This is a genomic window from Niallia sp. FSL R7-0648 (assembly GCF_038007005.1).
GTDB classification, from domain to species: domain Bacteria; phylum Bacillota; class Bacilli; order Bacillales; family Cytobacillaceae; genus Niallia; species Niallia circulans.
Genome location: NZ_JBBOWE010000002.1, coordinates 398,517 through 419,559 on the forward strand (window position 1 = coordinate 398,517; position 21,043 = coordinate 419,559).

The window sequence follows — 21,043 nt, forward strand, 5'->3', positions numbered from 1 at the left end:
GGTCTGGTGCGTCGTTAATGGATACCGCAACTCTTTTTAGAATCTCTAGTTATACAATAGTGCATGATTGGCGGAAAAAGATGGAGGCTTGCGGTTTAGATGCACTTGAGCCAAATCAAAGGGGCATATACAAGTCAATGAAGGTGTATTCTCACCAAATGCACAATTAGTCTTATGTCGCATATTATAAGTTATAAAAAGCTACTTTAACTTTTATAGCTATGAATTGAGTTGGTTTAACTTGACAGGCTGCATCATTGAAAAACTAAAACGAATTCAAAGTAATGAAAAACAAATAAAAGTTGATGAATGTTTTGCTGTAACACCAGTTTTTTTAATTAATCAAGAAGGAGAACATTTTATTGCATCTGGCATATCGAATGGAGAACTATTCCATACATGTTATTTTAAGGTCATTTCGGTTAATGAACTGCGAAAATGTGTTGTCCTAGAATTACTTGTTCCTTGTTGTATGAAAACATTATGTGCCAATAAAGCTTTGTATCGTTCAGATTCACGTATTTTGATTGATATTTCTTTTTTTTGTGGTATTGGTGAAGTTGAAATTCCTGTATATGATTATCTGATTTTAAAACCAAATATAAAGGATAAATTTGAAATTTGTTTTTTAACAAATGAAAATAAAACAGGTATTTTATGGAACAACGAAACTAACTTTGCTAATACTGCTACAGTCACTCTTCATCATAAGGATACCAAGAATTGTTCGATTAAAATTATTCTTCAGACTAAAGAAAATTTATATTCATTAGGTGTGAATAAAGGAGAAAGTTGCTCTATTACGGTTAAAGATCTCGAGTGTCTTAAGATCGAATCATCAAAAAGAAAATTGAAAGGACAAATAGAAGTTCAGCTGAATCACATTATTAAAACTATTAAATATTTTTAAGTTAGGTTGATTATCCAATCGAAATTGTTTTTTATAACATATTCTTATAAAGATAATACAAATTGAGGAGGATAATTATGGCTATTTTGGGCGGTTGTAGTAACGAGCAAACTGGCTTTGTAAACGATGCTGTATGTTTCACGATTGATTTAGGAGATACTGGAGCTGTAGCTACTCCAGTTTGGGAAGATGGAACTTCTTTTGTTATAAATGGAACAATAATGGTAGAAAACAATGGGATTGTAGGAGTTGGCCCCACAGCTTCTCTTACAGTTAATGGAACAGCAGTTGCGGGATTTACAGTAGCGCCAGGAGAAAGTAGATCAGTCACTTTGAATGATATCAATTCAATAGGTATTGTTGGGGCAGGAGGAACTGGAACTGCAAATGTAACCGTTTCTTTTTCATTGAATTATCAATATTAATCAGTTTGTATCTTTGATTCCACAAACTTTTGCTGAAAGTAGTGACAGGAATGTGCGCTCAACTTAACTCATGTGGAGGTAGTAGAGGACCAACAGAGCCAACAGGAGCAACAGGACCAACAGGAATATCCGGACCAACAGGACCAACCGGGGCCACAGGACCAACAGGAATACCCGGACCAACAGGACCAACCGGGGCCACAGGACCAACAGGAATACCCGGACCAACAGGACCAACCGGGGCAAATCCGCAGCTGTTTTACAATGAGGTAGCAGGCCCAGTTTCAGTTGCTGTTAATGGTACTGAAACGTCAATTGGGACTTTAAGTGTGCCAACAATCACTGGCCAATTAATAAAATTAGATTTTGCTATTTCTGTGGATGTGACAACGACAGCTAACTCGAACTTTACTTTCCAAACTAGAGTTTATAGAAACGGAGTACTTGTAAATACACGCTCCGTGCAAAGAAATGTTAATGCTGCAATTACGTCAAGATTTCCAATTGCTACAACGTATGTAGAGATTGCAACAGTCACTGGTACGACTTCCTATGAGGTTAGGATAATCTTTCCCACAGCAAGTAATGTGAGCAGCAGCAGTGCACTAAATTTGGAGATAAACGCAATTAGATTCCCTTAAATATGCATTCAGTTCACTGCTATGTATTTGCTCATAAATCCACGCGTATCAAAATAGAGGGGCTGTCTGAAAAGTCCCTAAAATAAAGCAAAAGGAGAAAAAGGTTCGTTTTTCTCCTCTTGCTTTTCTATTCTGTTGATTTCTATCTGAAAGTAGCTGGCGGATGCCTGCTACTTTCAATAGGTTGTGGGCCAATGCCACAATCCCAAACTTGACATGAACCTTAATGAGCCCCCTCAACGAAAACCTGCGGAACGACCGATAGCCTTTAATGGTGACCAAACGCACTCTCTACTTCGATTTTCCGACGAGCGTAGATTGCGGCCTTCTCTTCACATTTAAGGGCTGTTTTCGCTTTAGTTTTCATTTCTTCAAAAATTGTAATTGCCTTTTAGTGATTTTCTTCTCTTTCTCATTTCCTTCCTTAAAAGTTACCTTTTATTGATTTCCATGCTGTTCACCCCCGGAGCTAGCTTGCTGCTGAAGGATATCTTCAAAATATTTTTTGTTGGCTAGCATTCTTGAATCATGGGGACGGTATTGTAATGCCGATTCATTATGCTGATAGGCAAGCTGATGCTGGCCGAGTTTATCGTAGCAGACTGCTAATTGCAGGTGGGGAAGCCAGGTCGCGCAGGCGCGGTTTTGAAAAGCCAGGTTTTCTGCTCCTTTGTTTTCTATTGCTTTTTCATACCAATAGACCGCACTTTGAAAATCGTTTTTTTCTAAAAAATAGTATCCCAACCTGCAGCAGGTTTCTGCTCTAGGCGGTCCATAGACGAGCGTGTGGAGCACCCAGCTTAATTCTTTTTCCTTCAGCCCCAATGAATGATAGCAGTCTGCTAATTTATTGCACGCTCTGATATTATCCTCGACCCATCCCTGTTTCATTTGTAAAAACCGTAAATAATACTCAATTGCTTGCTCCATTTTTCCGTGATCACACAACTCGTTCGCATAGTAAAATAAATCTCTTGGAGAAAAATCCTTTCCTGACGAGGCCATTTTTTCATAAATTCGGAGGTTGCGATCTGCGTCATGGCTAAGTGGAAGGTGAGAAACTGCAACTTCACTGTGGTGAAGGTTTCCGTACACTTCCAAATATTCATGGACGGCGCCAATCCACTTAAAGCTTTTTTCGCGTTTTACCAGCCGGTACCTTCTTAAGCTGGATGTGACGTTATTTTCTTCATCAAAAGCTAAATGGTATTTCATTGAGACCGCGTCAATACGCGGATCTAGCGTTCCTTTTAAATCCAATAAAATCTCTTGATCATTCTCAGTAAACACGTCGTCGGCATCAAGCCATAAAATATAGTCGGTCGTTGCCTGCTGAAACGAAAAATTTCGGGCAGCCGCAAAATCATCAGTCCATTCAAAATCAAAAATCCGGTCTGTATAACGGGCAGCGATGTCCTTCGTCTTGTCAACTGAACCGGTATCCACAATGTTTATTTCATCAGCTATCCCTTGCACAGAATCTAAGCACCGTCCAATAACAGCTTCTTCATTTTTTACAATCATGCATAAACTGATTGAAATCACATCGCCACCTCCGTTTTATTTTGTTTTTTCTTTATGGCATAGACAAACATGTAATCAATATCGGCATGTTTTGACAAGTGATCAAAAGACAAACCAAATTGCCCGGCAAGGAATTGGAGTTCTTGTAAAAAGAGCTGTATGTTTGATTAGTATCGGAGGAATGGGAGGTGATGGATTTTATGTCATAAAGATATTCAGGAAATAGGGTATTTATGTTGCGAAGTTGCAACTTTATTTTAAATCTAAAACTGCACCTTTTGATTACAATAAAAAAGCGTTAATCTTTTTTCGATAAACGCTACCCTAGAGTTAAAGAAAAAAATCCTGTAAAAACAGGATTTTAAACAAACTTTATTATAAATTATCATTCTTTATTTTAAATAACCGAACTTTGTTTTAAATGATCAATCTTTTTTATAGACTGGACCACCTGATGTTCCTGCTCCATTATATCTACTACTAATTTTTATCTTTGATTTCTTTCCTCCATTCTAACAACACTTTTTCATGACTAGAGATCATACTATCAACCCAAAGGAGCATTTCAGAAAATTTCTTATTTGCATCAGAGTGTTCTTCTAATGCTTTTAAACCTAGTTCTACAATTTTTTTCAAGTTTTTAAAACCATCAATCCTCGTTTTTATGGCATTATCCCATATGGACTCACTAACGGAATAATAATCTATTCTATCTCCAACAGCTGATACTTTCTCTAACAATCCCATAGAAACTAGGAGTCTCACGTTTGTCGATACACTCCCTCTGCTTACCTTTAAAAGATTGGACATTTGTTCAGCTGATATAGGTTGATTAGAAACTAATAATAATCCTAAAATTCTTCCACCAATTCGTGGAATCCCATAGTCCTCATAATAAATACCTAACTTTTCTACAAATACCTGTTTTTCTTCATCATACTCCAACTTATTAACGTCCATGACTGAATATCCCTCTCTTTTTACAGTTATCTATTGATCATTCAAAAAGTCCCAAAAAACAGTATTAAATTGTGAAGGATTATCCTGATTAGCACAATGACTTGCATTGGATATTTCAAACAACCTACAATTTGATTCACTAGATGCCCATGAAGAAGCAATTCTTTTAATATTTCCTGTTTGGTCATGTTCTCCATAAACAAGCAAGATAGGTTTGTTTATTTTATATTCTTCTTCATAATGTAAACATGCTGCAGTTGCTAAAAATATTTTCATAAAATCCTTTTTTCCTACCAGATCAAATACCTGCTTCAAATAGACTTGTACATGCGGTTTTATCGCACTTGCTTTCACACTTGCGTTAACCAAGTAGCTCCATGGGTACATCCGAATAATAAGTGGGGTTAAGTTCAAATAAAACCTCTCTAAACCTGTCAACTTCATTGTATTACAAGTACAATCAATCAATACTAGCTTCTCTACTCTATATGGATAATAGAATGCCATCTCTTGTGCTGTATTGCCACCCATTGATTGACCAACAAATGTCGCCTTATTTATACCTTCTTTATTCATTATCTCTACTAAATCATCCATCAATAACTTTATACTAAATTTATCACCCATGGGCCTAGATAAACCATGACCTCTTGCATCCCAAAGCAAGAGATTGAACTCATTACTTACAATTGGTACTTGCTCATTGAACATCTCGTGATCAGCACCAGCACCATGTAAGAATATTAACCATGAACTCTTTCCTTTATTTGAAACCCAATAGTGGATGTTACATCCATCTTTACTCAAAACTTTCTCAAATAATTCATTATTCATAGAAATACCTCACTTTATGAATACTTTAATATCTAATCTTATTTTATCTGTTTTACTTATTTTAATAAATACTAAAATAAGTAAAACCTAACACTGCATGGTTTCTATCTGTTAATTGGCAAATAGTTTATAGCTCCATTGTTTTTTGAACACCTCTTTGGATTGAATAATTACTGATAATATATCAAACGGCCATATCCAATAGGACGATCATCTGCTAATCCTACAAACATACCAGCATCATGTAATACACCTTCTATTTGATTATTATTCTCTTCCAATTCTCCCCTTTAATTATATTCCACTACAAAAAGTCAGTCCCAACCCTTATTGGACAAAGGATTGGAGGAATACGGAATAGAACGAAGCGATTGGATTTGCACCTAAAAACAGAATGAAAATTTGCCGAATCCCCATTGGATTTCAATCTGGTTTTCACCCGCTTTTTCGCATAAAAAAAACCGAAGGTCTGCCGGGAAAAGTACCGGAGAACCTTCGGAATTGGAACGTTATTTTTATCTAAGAACCCTTAATTTTATCTAAGGAAGGGAACTTTTATTTGAAGACAACTCACATAAAGAATTACAAAATAAATCACTCCACCGTAACACTCTTAGCCAAGTTACGTGGTTTATCTACGTCACAGCCTCTATGAAGTGCTGCATAGTAAGCAATTAATTGTAATGGTACTACAGAGATAAGGGGTGTTAACAGGTCGTGCACAGCTGGTACGATGTAGCGGTCGCCATCCATTTCTAAGCCTTTCATTGAAATGATGCATGGGTTTGCTCCGCGAGCTACTACCTCTTTCACGTTACCACGTATGCTTAAGTTAACACTCTCTTGTGTTGCTAATGCGATAATAGGTGTTCCATCTTCAATTAAAGCAATTGTTCCATGCTTTAATTCTCCACCTGCGAATCCTTCTGCTTGGATGTAAGAGATTTCTTTTAGCTTTAAAGAACCTTCAAGGCCAACATAGTAATCAATGCCGCGCCCGATATAGAAAGCATTTCTTGATGTTTCCAGATATTCTCGAGCAATAGCCTCTAGCTCTTCTTTATCTTCAAAAACGCCTTCCATGGCATTGGCAATGATACCTAATTCATGAATAAGATCAAAATCTATCTGGTAGCCTTTGCTTCTTGCTGTTACTTCTGCAAGGATAGACAATACAGCCATTTGCGAAGTATAAGCTTTAGTAGAAGCTACTGCAATTTCCGGACCAGCATACAATAATAAGGTGTGGTCAGCTTCACGAGACAATGTGGAGCCTGGTACATTTGTGATAGTTAGAGTTGGATAACCCATTTCCTTCACTTGCACAAGCACAGCACGGCTATCTGCAGTTTCTCCACTTTGTGTAATGAAAATGAACAGTGGTTTTTCAGAAAGCAGCGGCATATTGTAGCCGAACTCACTTGCCACATGAACCTCTACAGGGATTTTTGCTAATTTCTCAATAAATTGCTTCCCAAGAAGACCGGCATGATAAGATGTACCAGCAGCTACAATGTACAGTCGATCGGCAGCTTTCACCGCTTCAATGATCGCTGGATCAATTGTCAACTTTCCATCTTTGTCTTGATATTCCTGAATAATTTTGCGAATAGCTACTGGCTGTTCGTCAATTTCTTTTAGCATATAATGAGGATATGTCCCTTTTTCAATATCACTAGCATCTAGTTCTGCCGTATATGCTTCCCGGGAAATAACCTCTCCCTCTAATGTTTCAATCGTTACCTCGTCTTTTGTCACGATCACAATTTCTTTATCTACTAATTCCACATATTGATCAGTTACTTGAAGCATAGCCATTGCATCACTTGCGATAACATTGAAGCCTTCCCCTAAACCTATCAATAATGGGCTTTTATTTTTTGCTACATATATCATGTCTTTGTTTTGCTCATCTAATAAGGCAAATGCATAAGACCCTTTTAATAACTTTAGTGTTTGAACAAATGCTGCCTTTACATCACTTCCAGCTTCTACAAAATGTTCAATAAGTTGAACAACGACTTCCGTGTCTGTATCACTTTTCAAAGTGATATCAGCAAGATATTCCTTCTTTAATAAGTCATAGTTTTCAATAACGCCATTATGAACAATTGTAAAGCGTTCTGATGCACTTTTATGTGGGTGCGCATTTAATCTGCTTGGCACGCCATGAGTTGCCCAGCGTGTATGACCAATTCCAGCAGGTGCAAATACCTCTTCGTCCACAATACTACGTAGGTCAGCAATTCGTCCTTTTTCTTTAAAAACTTGAACTCCCTCTCCATTGCTTAATGCAATACCAGCTGAGTCATAGCCTCTATATTCTAGTTTTTCTAAACCTTTTAATAAAATCTCTTTCGCATCCTGATTTCCAATATAACCAACAATTCCGCACATACTTCTTTTCCTCCGTTCTAAGGGAGCAAGAAGTCACTATTTAGGGAACAAACTTGCTCCCTTATCTCTGTTTTTTTGGGGTTATAAGTCGTAATATACTGCATCTTTTGTCCTGCATAAAGACAGATAAAAACAAAAGGTTGTAGATAATACAACTTAAAGATTACGCTTCTGATTAGCATGCCCTACTCTTTGTGCATTAAGTTACCTTAATGTTTTAAAGTATGACTTACGATTGGCTAATACAACCGGGAGGCATCCGCCGAAAAATCGATAAACCTCCTCCTCGTCAACTAGTTTCGTGTCGTCCATTACTAGTCCAGGCGCTTCAAATTCCTAAAATAACTCCTATCCTCCTTAACAACAGGTTTGCTTTTATTCAAAAAGCAATTTAATCATACCCTACCAAGAATCGTTCCGTCAAATACAATCCTATGACAAAATCGTAAATTTTTATTTCATTAACTGAGGTAGGATACATTCCGACACGAAAAGCGGAAAAAATAATAGGGTAAAAAACATTCCTTCGGAAATGTCTTTCACCCTAATAATGTATTCTATCGTGCTAATTGTGTTCCAAATTGCATAGATATTAGTATAAGTCCCTTATGTGTTTAAGTTTATTCTTCTGGTAAACCCATTTCCTCTTTAACAACTTCGGAAATAACATTCACATAAGCTTCACATAATTCCTCTGTTGGAGCCTCCGCCATCACACGTACAAGTGGCTCTGTTCCAGAAGGACGAACTAAAATCCTTCCATTTCCGTTCATATCTTGTTCCACTTTTGCAATTACTTCTTTTACTTTTTCATTATCTGTTACATGAAATTTATCTGTCACTCTAATATTCACTAATTTTTGCGGAAATTTCTTCATTTCTCCTGCAAGCTCCGATAGCTTTTTCTTTGTTACTTTCATAATATTAACTAATTGCAGCCCAGTTAAAAGACCGTCACCTGTTGTGTTGTAGTCAAGGAAGATAATATGTCCTGACTGTTCTCCACCAAGGTTATAGCCATTATTACGCATTTCTTCGACTACATAACGGTCTCCAACAGCAGTTGGAATGCTCGTAATTGCGTGTTGTTCTAGCGCTTTATAGAAGCCTAAATTACTCATGACAGTAGACACAACTGTATTGTTTTTGAGTCTTCCTGTTTCTTTTAAGTATTTTGCACATATATACATAATTTGATCGCCGTCAACGATATCCCCATTTTCATCAATAGCAATCAAACGATCACCATCACCGTCAAAGGCTAACCCAACATCTGCTTCTTTTTCTAGGACAAATTTAGAAAGCGCCTCAGGGTGTGTAGAACCTACGCCATCATTAATATTTAATCCATTCGGTGATGCGCCCATTGTAGAAATATCCGCATCCAAATCTGCAAACAAATGCATTGCTAAGGAAGAAGTTGCTCCATGTGCACAATCTAATGCAATGTGAATACCTGCAAATTCTTCATCCACTGTTTGTTTTAAGAATTGCAGATACTTCTGACCACCTTCAAAATAGTCATCAACCTGACCAAGATCTGCACCCGTTGGTCTAGGCAGCGTATCTTCTGCTTGATCAATCAGTGCTTCAATTTCTAACTCTTGCTCATCCGATAGTTTAAAACCATCAGGACCAAAAAATTTAATTCCATTATCTGCGACCGGGTTATGCGATGCAGAAATCATTACTCCCGCCTGTGCTCCTAATGCCTTTGTTAAATAAGATACACCTGGTGTAGAGATAACACCTAAGCGCATTACTTCTGCACCAATGGAAAGCAATCCTGCTACAAGCGCTCCTTCCAGCATATGTCCGGAAATACGAGTATCTCGTCCGATTAATACCTTTGGTCTGTCGTGGTCTTTTGTTAGGACGAAACCACCATATCTTCCTAGCTTAAACGCTATTTCTGGTGTTAGTTCACTATTTGCCACACCTCGTACTCCGTCCGTACCGAAATATTTACCCATTTCTATATCGCTCCTTCTAACTAGTATAGATCACGTTTTATGTTAAGCCTCTTTATTTGTAATAGACACACTCGCCGTATTCGTAGCTAGTTCCCAATCTATATTGTCAGGCCCATTTACTTTAATAGGGACTTCGTGCTCCCCATCATCCATTCCTGTTAAATCTATATAGAGATTAAAATCAGAGACACTCAATTCCCTTACCCTATTTTGCTCCCCAGAAATCCGAAGACTTGTACTACTACTTTTTGGTTTAGTAATGGTTGCCTCCAAATCGCTATTTAAGCCTATAATAGTAATAGGTACATTGCTTAACGTTCTTGTTTCTGTTTTTTCTGTCGTCGCGGCTTCCTCTGAATCTTGATTCTCCTGCTCATCCTCTTTCTGTTCTTTTTCTTGTTCTTGCTGTGCTGCTGTTACCTTTACTGTAACCTTTACAAGCTCTGGATCAACAGATGTTACCCCATTGGATATAATGACAGGTAATGTTAATTCTTCATCCTTTTCTATTTTACTTAGGTCAACTTCAACTCTTGTGCTTTCCACATCTTTTAAAACATCTTCTGGACCAGTGATAGTTGCTTCCTTTGTATCCAAAGTTATCGAGTCAATCGTTATACCATCCTGTGGCTTACCTTGTTCCACTATATTTATAGGTACTGTTTTACTCGTTCTTTTGACAGGAATATTCACTTCTACTATTTCTGGTTCCACTTGCACATTTAATTTATTTAAACTACCATCCAATACAGAAACCTTCGCCTGTTGGCTTACTGCCTCATTTGTATTTCCATCAAGATTTACATTTGCCTTTACATAGGCAATTTTTTCAATCTCATCTTTTGCTCCTGTAACCTTAACTGTTTTTGGCTCAATTTTCGGTGTTCCAGCAGCGTATCCCTTCGCAATAGCGTTACTGCTAAATTCTGCTTCTACATTAAATTCTTGAGTAACCTTTTCTTTAACCGTGACTTTTATCGTTTCGGGATCAATCGTTGCCCTAATTTTATCAGATAAGTTCTTTATTTGAAGGGGAACGGTCTTACTTCCTAAATTAGCATTTGCTAAATTAACATATACCTCAAAATCCTTTTTCAATTTAGCCTGCTGTATATGAACCGTTGGACCTCTTAAAGTGACGGTAACTGTTTTCGGTATCCCTGTGACAACTACATTTTCAGTATCATAATAGGCTGTTACCGGAATATCCTCTAAAATAACAGTTTCAGAATCACCTGGAACATTTACATCTGTTGAACTTTCATTGGGATCATATGCATAGGAAAAAAGTAAAAGAGCAAAAGCTAAGGATAAAACTTTTGTAAACCAATTTTTACCTATTACATTATTAAACAATTTACTCATTTTTCTTCCCCTTCCAGCTCCACTTACTAGACGTGGTTTGTTTGGTAGAAGGTGTTATCAAGGCACTAGATAACATTTCTCTAAATGCATCTAGTTTTAATTCTCTGTGCAAATCACCGTTTTTCGTTATGGAGATTGCACCCGTTTCCTCTGAAACAACGACGGTTAAGCTGTCTGTTACTTCACTAATGCCCAGTGCCGCTCTATGTCTAGTTCCCAGCTCTTTTGAAATAAAGGGACTTTCCGATAGAGGAAGGTAACATGCAGCTGCGGCAATATTTGTTTTTTGTATAATAACGGCTCCATCATGCAGTGGAGTATTCGGAATAAAAATATTAATCAATAGCTCTGCAGATATCTTTGAATCAAGCGCTATACCTGTTTCTATGTAATCACTCATTCCTGTTTCTCTTTCAATTGTGATTAACGCACCAATTCTTCGTTTAGCCATATAGTCTACTGCTTTTACAATGGATTCCACTAACTGGGCTTGGAGTTCATGTTCTTGAACAACGGATCGTGAAAAAAACTTCCCTCGCCCCAATTGTTCGAGAGCTCTTCTTAATTCTCCCTGGAAAATAATAATAAGGGCTAATGCACCCCACTGTATTACCTGCTGCATCATCCAGCCTAATGTTTGTAGTTGGAAATAGTCACTTAACATTTTAATAATTAAAATAACAAATATTCCATTCAACAATTGTACCGCTTTTGTCCCACGGATAATTGTAATAATCTTATAAATGACATACCAAACAAGGATAATGTCTACTGTATTCGCTAAATATTTTAAAAAAGGGAAATCTGCAAACGACATTTTCCTTCCTCCAAAGTATATATTTCAAAAGTGACGCTTTAGAAGATTTTTCCCTAACTCAAACATGTCAGGAGAAAACCTACAATTATCATATTATAACACAATTCCAATTAATACAAAGAAAAGCATAACCAACTATCTTGAAAACAATTAGATTGTCCATATCAGTAGTATATGTGTCTCCATTGTATTTAAGCCCTATTTTTACTCGAAAGAAAAATACATGTAAAACTAAATAAAAAAACCTGCAATTTAAAATTAAATTGCAGGAAGGCTATTTTTTTGGGTATTATCCTCATCACTAAATACCCCTGTAATATCCGTTACAGTTTTCTTTATATGGTACCATAACCAATCAAATATCTCGTTTACCTCTTTAATATCACCAGTTACTTGGTTAGCAGAAGCCATATACTTCTTTCCATTGATTACTGTTACATTTCCTTCAACTTGTCCCTCTATTTTAATATCTCCATTACGAACGATCACATCACCTTTTACTGTCTCTCCCTCTGGCACAATAGCTGTATTATTTTCTACTATTATATTTGGCTGTTTCGAAACAGAAAACTGATGATCCTCATTCCATGACGACATTAGACTCGATATCATTAATATAAGGAAAAGGGAAGCAGCAGCAAGCATAGGATGATGACGCAGCCATCGTTTCACTCTGACTTGCTTCTTTTCTTCCGGTAATTTAGCAAGTATATTTTCTGTAAAGTTCATTGGTGCTTGAATGTGAGAAGTACTTTGGACCAGTGCGATAGTTTTTTTCAGTTCATGAAAATGAGTTGCACATTCTTCACACTGATCTAAATGCTTCTTTAATTCTTTTAAATTCTCTTCTTCTATTTCTTCATCAAGATATTGATGCATATAGGAAATAATCTCTGTTGAACAAGTCATATTATTTTCACCTTCTTTATCAGACATACCGTAATTGTTTTCTCAACGCTTCTCTTCCCCTGTGAATACGCGTTTTAACTGTTCCTAAAGGAAGCTCCAGAATTTCACTTATCTCATTTAAAGAAAGTTCTTCGATATATTTTAAAACGATGACTGCTCGATACTTTTCAGGAAGTTTGGAGATTTCCCTTTGTATCATTGCTTGCAGTTCCATACTCTCTACATCTTCCTCAGGCAATTTTCCATCCGAGGAAATTTGCGAGTACATATTTAAGCCGTCTGTACCTGGAACCTCTGCATCAAGATAATAATCTGGTTTCCTTTTTCTTATACGGTCAATGCATAGGTTTGTCGCAATACGATATAGCCATGTTGAAAACTTATATTCCATATTATAGCGATGAACATTCACATATGCACGAATAAAAGCCTCTTGTGCTATATCCTCTGCTTCATGCCTATTCCCCAACATCCGATAACAAATTTGAAACACTTTATCTTTATATAGTTCGATTATGTCACCAAATGCATTTTTATCCCCTTTTAAAACTTGTTGAATCCTTTTTTTTACTAATGCTTCCATCTATTTACCTCCGCTCTAGTGCGGCTAATCGATTTACGAATCGACAGCAGGAAAGGTTTCATTTTTTCTCTAAAAAAATTTTATTTATGTATAAAAAAAATAATATTCTCACTTATATGTAGTGAAAAATCTCCCTATTATGCACATCTATCTTTTTTAGGATACTCATTCTTATTTTAACAAATAATGCCACATAATGTTTAAAATTTTTAGAATTGGTTATAAAAAAAGTAATAATATGCTAAAATCAAGACAAGCAACATTTGAATTTACTACGGCTATATAGATTATGAAGAATTATAAAAACATATAGAGGGTGAAGCAAATGAGTGATAGAAAATTATTAAAAGACATTGAAGAACATCGTGAAATGATGATCTATTTGGCAAACAACACTTCTTTTTCGCACCCAAAAGTTGTTGACTTAAGTACAAAATTAGATTTGTTATTAAATAAATATGAAAAAATATGTAGTGAACTATCTGTTAAATAATAAGATTGCTTTTATCTTGCTTTCAGTCCAATTAAAATCTAAAAAGCAGTGCATATCCACGCCTGCTTTTTAGATTTTAATTTATAGTAATTTTTCTCCAAATAGTGAACCCATCAATGCTACAGCTAACGAGGCAGTCTTGTTTCTTTCATCTAATATCGGGTTAACTTCTACAAATTCAGCGGAAGTAATAAGTCCAGACTCCGCTAACATTTCCATAGCTAAATGACTCTCTCTATAACTTATTCCCCCAGGTACTGGTGTTCCAACTCCTGGTGCATCATTTGGATCTAATCCATCTAAGTCTAGAGACAAGTGTACCCCATCTGTTTTTTCCTTTAAATAATCAATCGTACTCTCCATCACCTTCGTCATCCCTAGTCGATCAATTTCATGCATGGTAAAAACTTTTATTCCTAATTCTTTTATAAGCCTGCGCTCACCTTCATCTAAAGATCTAGCTCCTATTATCACTACATGCTCTGGTTTTATTTTAGGAGAGGCTCCTAATATATTGGTCAATAGCTCATGCCCATATCCTAAACTTACAGCCAGTGGCATCCCATGAATATTCCCTGATGGAGAGGTTTCTGCCGTATTTAAATCTCCATGTGCATCATACCAAATGACCCCTAAATTGGTGTAATGCTTAGATACTCCAGCAAGTGTCCCAATTGCTATACTATGATCTCCGCCTAAAACAAGAGGAAATGACTTTGATTGAATAATCTTATCAACCATTTCTGCAAGCATTTGATTTTTTTCTGCTATTAAATGAAGATTTCTAAGATTGCTTTGGACATCTATTATGGTTTCTGGTCTTCCTACTGATATATCTCCCCAATCTTCTATAGAGGAAAATAGCTTTGATAATCTTTCAAAAATACCTGCGTAGCGGATTGCACTAGGCCCCATATCTACACCTCTGCGCATTTGTCCAAGATCCATCGGCATTCCAATAATAGTCAGCTTTCTCATGAAAATCCTCCCCCATCTCTCCAGTCATATTCTTCTTTTATTGTACCTTCTTCTGAAACAATGACTCAACTCAACATCTTTATGTATATATATGCGAATATTCTATAAATCCCGAGAGGAAACAACAAGAATGCCATGCTTAAAGAGCACAAAAAAACCAAACACGATTGTGTTTGGTTTAAAGAAAGATGAGCCATGGAGGATTCGAACCTCCGACCCTCTGATTAAAAGTCAGATGCTCTACCGACTGAGCTAATGGCTCGTTGGCTGGGCTAGCTGGATTCGAACCAACGAATGACGGAGTCAAAGTCCGTTGCCTTACCGCTTGGCTATAGCCCAAAAATATAAAAAGGACATATAATTAATATTGTCCAATCATAAATGGTGGAGGGGGACGGATTCGAACCGCCGAACCCGAAGGAGCGGATTTACAGTCCGCCGCGTTTAGCCACTTCGCTACCCCTCCGATATTCAAACTAATGACAATTTAAAAAAGTGGTGCCGGCTAGAGGACTTGAACCCCCAACCTACTGATTACAAGTCAGTTGCTCTACCAATTGAGCTAAACCGGCAATAAATTTATAAACTTTTAAGATTCAATGGTGGAGGATGACGGGATCGAACCGCCGACCCTCTGCTTGTAAGGCAGATGCTCTCCCAGCTGAGCTAATCCTCCAAATGGTGACCCATACGGGATTCGAACCCGTGTTACCGCCGTGAAAGGGCGGTGTCTTAACCGCTTGACCAATGGGCCATATTTATTTTCGTAAGCTTCCAACCGGGCTCGAACCGGTGACCTCTTCCTTACCATGGAAGTGCTCTACCTGCTGAGCTATGGAAGCACCTTGGCTAACATATAATAAAAATAATGGCTCCGCAGGTAGGACTCGAACCTACGACCGTTCGGTTAACAGCCGAATGCTCTACCACTGAGCTACTGCGGAATAATGGTATGCCTGGCGACGTCCTACTCTCACAGGGGGAGAACCCCCAACTACCATCGGCGCTGAGAAGCTTAACTTCCGTGTTCGGTATGGGAACGGGTGTGACCTTCTCGCTATCGCCACCAGACTTATTTATCAGACATGTATTATTATACATGTTTTAGATATTTTTTCAAGTGTAATTTCGAAAAATTATTCCCTGAAAACTAGATTATGGTAAGAAGAAAGAAACAAGTAATCATTTTGTCCAGCTTATCGCCGATTAACAGGCGTTTCCGCTTTTCATTTTAGTTAAGTCCTCGATCTATTAGTATCAGTCAGCTCCACATGTCGCCACGCTTCCACCTCTGACCTATCAACCTGATCATCTTTCAGGGATCTTACTAGCTTGCGCTATGGGAAATCTCATCTTGAGGGGGGCTTCATGCTTAGATGCTTTCAGCACTTATCCCTTCCGCACATAGCTACCCAGCGATGCCTTTGGCAAGACAACTGGTACACCAGCGGTGCGTCCATCCCGGTCCTCTCGTACTAAGGACAGCTCCTCTCAAATTTCCTACGCCCACGACGGATAGGGACCGAACTGTCTCACGACGTTCTGAACCCAGCTCGCGTACCGCTTTAATGGGCGAACAGCCCAACCCTTGGGACCGACTACAGCCCCAGGATGCGATGAGCCGACATCGAGGTGCCAAACCTCCCCGTCGATGTGGACTCTTGGGGGAGATAAGCCTGTTATCCCCGGGGTAGCTTTTATCCGTTGAGCGATGGCCCTTCCATGCGGAACCACCGGATCACTAAGCCCGACTTTCGTCCCTGCTCGACTTGTAGGTCTCGCAGTCAAGCTCCCTTGTGCCTTTACACTCTACGAATGATTTCCAACCATTCTGAGGGAACCTTTGGGCGCCTCCGTTACTTTTTAGGAGGCGACCGCCCCAGTCAAACTGCCCACCTGACACTGTCTCCCACCCCGATCAGGGGTGCGGGTTAGAATGTCAATACAGCCAGGGTAGTATCCCACCAATGCCTCCACCGAAGCTGGCGCTCCGGCTTCCAAGGCTCCTACCTATCCTGTACAAGCTGTACCAAAATTCAATATCAGGCTGCAGTAAAGCTCCACGGGGTCTTTCCGTCCTGTCGCGGGTAACCTGCATCTTCACAGGTACTATAATTTCACCGAGTCTCTCGTTGAGACAGTGCCCAGATCGTTACACCTTTCGTGCGGGTCGGAACTTACCCGACAAGGAATTTCGCTACCTTAGGACCGTTATAGTTACGGCCGCCGTTTACTGGGGCTTCAATTCAGAGCTTCGCACTAACGTGCTAACCCCTCCTCTTAACCTTCCAGCACCGGGCAGGTGTCAGCCCCTATACTTCGCCTTGCGGCTTCGCAGAGACCTGTGTTTTTGCTAAACAGTCGCCTGGGCCTATTCACTGCGGCTCTCGCAGGCTTGCACCCGCAAGAGCACCCCTTCTCCCGAAGTTACGGGGTCATTTTGCCGAGTTCCTTAACGAGAGTTCTCTCGCTCACCTTAGGATTCTCTCCTCGCCTACCTGTGTCGGTTTGCGGTACGGGCACCCTAAATCTCGCTAGAGGCTTTTCTTGGCAGTGTGGAATCAGGAACTTCGGTACTATATTTCCCTCGCCGTCACAGCTCCGCTTATGTGGTAATGGGATTTGCCTCATTACCAGCCTAACTGCTTGGACGTGCTAATCCAACAGCACGCTTACCCTATCCTCCTGCGTCCCCCCATTGCTCAAACGATTTAAAGGTGGTACAGGAATATCAACCTGTTGTCCATCGCCTACGCTTTTCAGCCTCGGCTTAGGTCCCGACTAACCCTGAGCGGACGAGCCTTCCTCAGGAAACCTTAGGCATTCGGTGGATGAGATTCTCACTCATCTTTCGCTACTCATACCGGCATTCTCACTTCTAAGCGCTCCACCAGTCCTTACGGTCTAGCTTCAACGCCCTTAGAACGCTCTCCTACCACTGACATCATAGATGTCAATCCACAGCTTCGGTGATACGTTTAGCCCCGGTACATTTTCGGCGCAGAGTCACTCGACCAGTGAGCTATTACGCACTCTTTAAATGGTGGCTGCTTCTAAGCCAACATCCTGGTTGTCTAAGCAACTCCACATCCTTTTCCACTTAACGTATACTTTGGGACCTTAGCTGGTGGTCTGGGCTGTTTCCCTCTTGACCACGGATCTTATCACTCGTAGTCTGACTCCCAAGAATAAGTATTTGGCATTCGGAGTTTGTCTGAATTCGGTAACCCGATGGGGGCCCCTAGTCCAAACAGTGCTCTACCTCCAATACTCTAAATCTTGAGGCTAGCCCTAAAGCTATTTCGGAGAGAACCAGCTATCTCCAAGTTCGATTGGAATTTCTCCGCTACCCACACCTCATCCCCGCACTTTTCAACGTGCGTGGGTTCGGGCCTCCATCCAGTGTTACCTGGACTTCACCCTGGACATGGGTAGATCACCTGGTTTCGGGTCTACAACCACATACTATTTCGCCCTATTCAGACTCGCTTTCGCTGCGGCTCCGTCTCTTCAACTTAACCTCGCATGTAATCGTAACTCGCCGGTTCATTCTACAAAAGGCACGCTATCACCCATAAATGGGCTCTAACTACTTGTAGGCACACGGTTTCAGGATCTATTTCACTCCCCTTCCGGGGTGCTTTTCACCTTTCCCTCACGGTACTGGTTCACTATCGGTCACTAGGGAGTATTTAGCCTTGGGAGATGGTCCTCCCTGCTTCCGACGGGATTTCTCGTGTCCCGCCGTACTCAGGATACACTCAAGAGGGAACGAAGTTTCGACTACAGGGTTTTTACCTTCTACGACTGACCTTTCCAGATCGATTCGTCTACCCCGTTCCTTTGTAACTCCATATAGAGTGTCCTACAACCCCAAGAGGCAAGCCTCTTGGTTTGGGCTAATCCCGTTTCGCTCGCCGCTACTCAGGGAATCGCGTTTGCTTTCTCTTCCTCCGGGTACTTAGATGTTTCAGTTCCCCGGGTCTGCCTTCAGTACCCTATGTATTCAGGTAAAGATTCTATCCCATTACGGATAGAGGGTTTCCCCATTCGGAAATCTCTGGATCAAAGCTTACTTACAGCTCCCCAAAGCATATCGGTGTTAATCCCGTCCTTCATCGGCTCCTAGTGCCAAGGCATCCACCGTGCGCCCTTTCTAACTTAACTTAGTTTCGACCAAAGATAAGCGGCGTATCTCTTCGTCAGCTTCTTCACTCTGCTCCTCACGTACTGTCGTACGCTCCGGTGCTCGTTCGGTCGCTTCCTTGACCTACTTGCTTTTCTTTGCTCTCCAATCTTTGAAAGAGTATTCGTTTAATACGATTACTTTCCAAAGAAGTAATTCTCTAAAATAGAGAATCTAAGATGGCGATTACTCGGTTTCTTTCTTGGTTCTTACTTTTCATAATCTAGTTTTCAAGGAACAATTTCGGCTAAAGATAAACTTCGCATCTCTTCGTCAGCTTCTTCGCTCTGCTCCTCACGTACTGTTGTACGCTCCGGTGCTCGCGCATTCGCTTCCTTGATCTACTCGTTTCTCTTTACCCTCAAACTTATTACTGTTTTTGAGGAATTGCTCCCTCAAAACTGAACAACAAATCGTCAACAATCTATGATGGAATGTAAATTCCATTTTCCTTAGAAAGGAGGTGATCCAGCCGCACCTTCCGATACGGCTACCTTGTTACGACTTCACCCCAATCATCTATCCCACCTTAGGCGGCTGGCTCCAAAAGGTTACCCCACCGACTTCGGGTGTTACAAACTCTCGTGGTGTGACGGGCGGTGTGTACAAGGCCCGGGAACGTATTCACCGCGGCATGCTGATCCGCGATTACTAGCGATTCCAGCTTCATGTAGGCGAGTTGCAGCCTACAATCCGAACTGAGAATGGTTTTATGGGATTTGCTCGACCTCGCGGTTTTGCTGCCCTTTGTACCATCCATTGTAGCACGTGTGTAGCCCAGGTCATAAGGGGCATGATGATTTGACGTCATCCCCACCTTCCTCCGGTTTGTCACCGGCAGTCACCTTAGAGTGCCCAACTGAATGCTGGCAACTAAGATCAAGGGTTGCGCTCGTTGCGGGACTTAACCCAACATCTCACGACACGAGCTGACGACAACCATGCACCACCTGTCACTCTGTCCCCCGAAGGGGAACGTCCTATCTCTAGGAGTGTCAGAGGATGTCAAGACCTGGTAAGGTTCTTCGCGTTGCTTCGAATTAAACCACATGCTCCACCGCTTGTGCGGGCCCCCGTCAATTCCTTTGAGTTTCAGCCTTGCGGCCGTACTCCCCAGGCGGAGTGCTTAATGCGTTTGCTGCAGCACTAAAGGGCGGAAACCCTCTAACACTTAGCACTCATCGTTTACGGCGTGGACTACCAGGGTATCTAATCCTGTTTGCTCCCCACGCTTTCGCGCCTCAGCGTCAGTTACAGACCAAAGAGTCGCCTTCGCCACTGGTGTTCCTCCACATCTCTACGCATTTCACCGCTACACGTGGAATTCCACTCTTCTCTTCTGCACTCAAGTCCCCCAGTTTCCAATGACCCTCCACGGTTGAGCCGTGGGCTTTCACATCAGACTTAAAGGACCGCCTGCGCGCGCTTTACGCCCAATAATTCCGGACAACGCTTGCCACCTACGTATTACCGCGGCTGCTGGCACGTAGTTAGCCGTGGCTTTCTGGTTAGGTACCGTCAAGGTACAAGCAGTTACTCTTGTACTTGTTCTTCCCTAACAACAGAGTTTTACGATCCGAAAACCTTCATCACTCACGCGGCGTTGCTCCGTCAGACTTTCGTCCATTGCGGAAGATTCCCTACTGCTGCCTCCCGTAGGAGTCTGGGCCGTGTCTCAGTCCCAGTGTGGCCGATCACCCTCTCAGGTCGGCTACGCATCGTCGCCTTGGTGAGCCGTTACCTCACCAACTAGCTAATGCGCCGCGGGCCCATCTGTAAGTGACAGCGTAAACCGTCTTTCAGCTTTTCCTCATGAGAGGAAAAGGATTATCCGGTATTAGCTCCGGTTTCCCGAAGTTATCCCAGTCTTACAGGCAGGTTGCCCACGTGTTACTCACCCGTCCGCCGCTAACTTTAAAAGCAAGCTTTTAAAGTCCGCTCGACTTGCATGTATTAGGCACGCCGCCAGCGTTCGTCCTGAGCCAGGATCAAACTCTCCAATAAAGAGTTGATTAGCTCATTGCTAAACTCTAGCTTTTTGTTACTTT

At 40.6% G+C, this 21,043-nt stretch carries 15 protein-coding genes, 8 tRNA genes and 3 rRNA genes; 5 read left to right on the forward strand and 21 right to left on the reverse strand.

All coding sequences use genetic code 11. The annotated features are described in order from the left end of the window. The first annotated feature begins 17 nt into the window (after positions 1–17). The 4 genes from NSQ89_RS25445 to NSQ89_RS21935 all read left to right on the forward strand — a co-directional run bounded on the left by NSQ89_RS25445 (position 18) and on the right by NSQ89_RS21935 (position 1,976). Positions 18–170, forward strand: a complete 153-nt coding sequence (locus tag NSQ89_RS25445; RefSeq protein ID WP_369691036.1) for a helix-turn-helix domain-containing protein — start codon at positions 18–20, stop codon at positions 168–170. 71 nt (positions 171–241) lie between these two features. Beyond that, entirely contained in the window at positions 242–910 is a 669-nt protein-coding gene (locus tag NSQ89_RS21925; protein WP_341133310.1) for a CotZ-related putative spore coat protein, read from the forward strand. 77 nt (positions 911–987) lie between these two features. After that, positions 988–1,335: a DUF3992 domain-containing protein gene (locus NSQ89_RS21930; protein ID WP_061800732.1), complete on the forward strand. Its 348-nt coding sequence runs from the start codon at positions 988–990 to the stop codon at positions 1,333–1,335. A 50-nt stretch (positions 1,336–1,385) separates the two neighbouring features. Continuing rightward, positions 1,386–1,976, forward strand: a complete 591-nt coding sequence (locus tag NSQ89_RS21935; protein WP_341133311.1) for a collagen-like triple helix repeat-containing protein — start codon at positions 1,386–1,388, stop codon at positions 1,974–1,976. 438 nt (positions 1,977–2,414) lie between these two features. Here NSQ89_RS21935 and NSQ89_RS21940 read toward each other — a convergent pair whose 3' ends face one another. The 9 genes from NSQ89_RS21940 to sigW form a co-directional block, all read right to left on the reverse strand. Continuing rightward, complete coding sequence (locus tag NSQ89_RS21940; protein ID WP_061800736.1) at positions 2,415–3,521, reverse strand: tetratricopeptide repeat-containing glycosyltransferase family 2 protein; 1,107 nt, start codon at positions 3,519–3,521, stop codon at positions 2,415–2,417. Positions 3,522–3,980: 459 nt separating this feature from the next. After that, entirely contained in the window at positions 3,981–4,460 is a 480-nt protein-coding gene (locus NSQ89_RS21945) for a GbsR/MarR family transcriptional regulator (protein ID WP_341133312.1), read from the reverse strand. Positions 4,461–4,490: 30 nt separating this feature from the next. Then, entirely contained in the window at positions 4,491–5,294 is an 804-nt protein-coding gene (locus tag NSQ89_RS21950; RefSeq protein ID WP_341133313.1) for an alpha/beta fold hydrolase, read from the reverse strand. 594 nt (positions 5,295–5,888) lie between these two features. Continuing rightward, complete coding sequence (gene glmS / locus NSQ89_RS21955; protein WP_341133314.1) at positions 5,889–7,691, reverse strand: glutamine--fructose-6-phosphate transaminase (isomerizing); 1,803 nt, start codon at positions 7,689–7,691, stop codon at positions 5,889–5,891. A gap of 620 nt (positions 7,692–8,311) precedes the next feature. Next, a complete protein-coding gene (gene glmM / locus NSQ89_RS21960) occupies positions 8,312–9,664 on the reverse strand; it encodes a phosphoglucosamine mutase (protein WP_047943949.1) in 1,353 nt (450 codons plus the stop codon). Between the two features lie 42 nt (positions 9,665–9,706). Then, entirely contained in the window at positions 9,707–11,029 is a 1,323-nt protein-coding gene (locus NSQ89_RS21965; RefSeq protein ID WP_047943947.1) for a CdaR family protein, read from the reverse strand. Further along, positions 11,022–11,846 carry a diadenylate cyclase CdaA gene (gene cdaA, locus NSQ89_RS21970; RefSeq protein ID WP_047943946.1) on the reverse strand — a complete coding sequence of 275 codons (825 nt, stop codon included), beginning with the start codon at positions 11,844–11,846 and terminating at the stop codon, positions 11,022–11,024. Before cdaA ends, NSQ89_RS21965 begins: the two co-directional genes overlap by 8 nt. 258 nt (positions 11,847–12,104) lie before the next feature. Next, positions 12,105–12,755 carry an anti-sigma factor family protein gene (locus tag NSQ89_RS21975; protein ID WP_047944013.1) on the reverse strand — a complete coding sequence of 217 codons (651 nt, stop codon included), beginning with the start codon at positions 12,753–12,755 and terminating at the stop codon, positions 12,105–12,107. Between the two features lie 19 nt (positions 12,756–12,774). Then, positions 12,775–13,338, reverse strand: coding sequence for an RNA polymerase sigma factor SigW (gene sigW, locus NSQ89_RS21980; protein ID WP_047943945.1), 564 nt, complete (start codon positions 13,336–13,338; stop codon positions 12,775–12,777). Between the two features lie 325 nt (positions 13,339–13,663). Here sigW and NSQ89_RS21985 point away from each other — a divergent pair, with 325 nt between their 5' ends. After that, the gene (locus NSQ89_RS21985) at positions 13,664–13,831 is read left to right on the forward strand and encodes an aspartyl-phosphate phosphatase Spo0E family protein (RefSeq protein ID WP_082138414.1); all 168 of its coding nucleotides are present in this window, start codon (positions 13,664–13,666) and stop codon (positions 13,829–13,831) included. Between the two features lie 81 nt (positions 13,832–13,912). Here NSQ89_RS21985 and rocF read toward each other — a convergent pair whose 3' ends face one another. From rocF to NSQ89_RS22045, 12 genes are all read right to left on the reverse strand, one after another. Next, positions 13,913–14,809 carry an arginase gene (gene rocF, locus NSQ89_RS21990; protein WP_095257897.1) on the reverse strand — a complete coding sequence of 299 codons (897 nt, stop codon included), beginning with the start codon at positions 14,807–14,809 and terminating at the stop codon, positions 13,913–13,915. 189 nt (positions 14,810–14,998) lie between these two features. Beyond that, positions 14,999–15,071: transfer RNA gene (locus NSQ89_RS21995), tRNA-Lys, on the reverse strand. Positions 15,072–15,073: 2 nt separating this feature from the next. Further along, positions 15,074–15,148, reverse strand: a tRNA-Gln gene (locus NSQ89_RS22000). A gap of 43 nt (positions 15,149–15,191) precedes the next feature. Then, positions 15,192–15,275, reverse strand: a tRNA-Tyr gene (locus NSQ89_RS22005). A 30-nt stretch (positions 15,276–15,305) separates the two neighbouring features. Continuing rightward, a tRNA-Thr gene (locus NSQ89_RS22010) sits at positions 15,306–15,381 on the reverse strand. A 28-nt stretch (positions 15,382–15,409) separates the two neighbouring features. Continuing rightward, positions 15,410–15,485 (reverse strand) — tRNA-Val (locus NSQ89_RS22015). 3 nt (positions 15,486–15,488) lie between these two features. Next, positions 15,489–15,563, reverse strand: a tRNA-Glu gene (locus NSQ89_RS22020). Positions 15,564–15,578: 15 nt separating this feature from the next. Beyond that, positions 15,579–15,651, reverse strand: a tRNA-Thr gene (locus NSQ89_RS22025). Positions 15,652–15,678: 27 nt separating this feature from the next. Then, positions 15,679–15,753: transfer RNA gene (locus tag NSQ89_RS22030), tRNA-Asn, on the reverse strand. Positions 15,754–15,763: 10 nt separating this feature from the next. Next, positions 15,764–15,880 (reverse strand): 5S ribosomal RNA (gene rrf / locus NSQ89_RS22035). Positions 15,881–16,040: 160 nt separating this feature from the next. Next, a 23S ribosomal RNA gene (locus NSQ89_RS22040) occupies positions 16,041–18,976 on the reverse strand. A gap of 475 nt (positions 18,977–19,451) precedes the next feature. After that, positions 19,452–20,999: ribosomal RNA gene (locus NSQ89_RS22045) — 16S ribosomal RNA — on the reverse strand. The 16S, 23S and 5S rRNA genes sit together here with 8 tRNA genes alongside, the layout of an rRNA operon. Positions 21,000–21,043 lie beyond the last annotated feature (44 nt).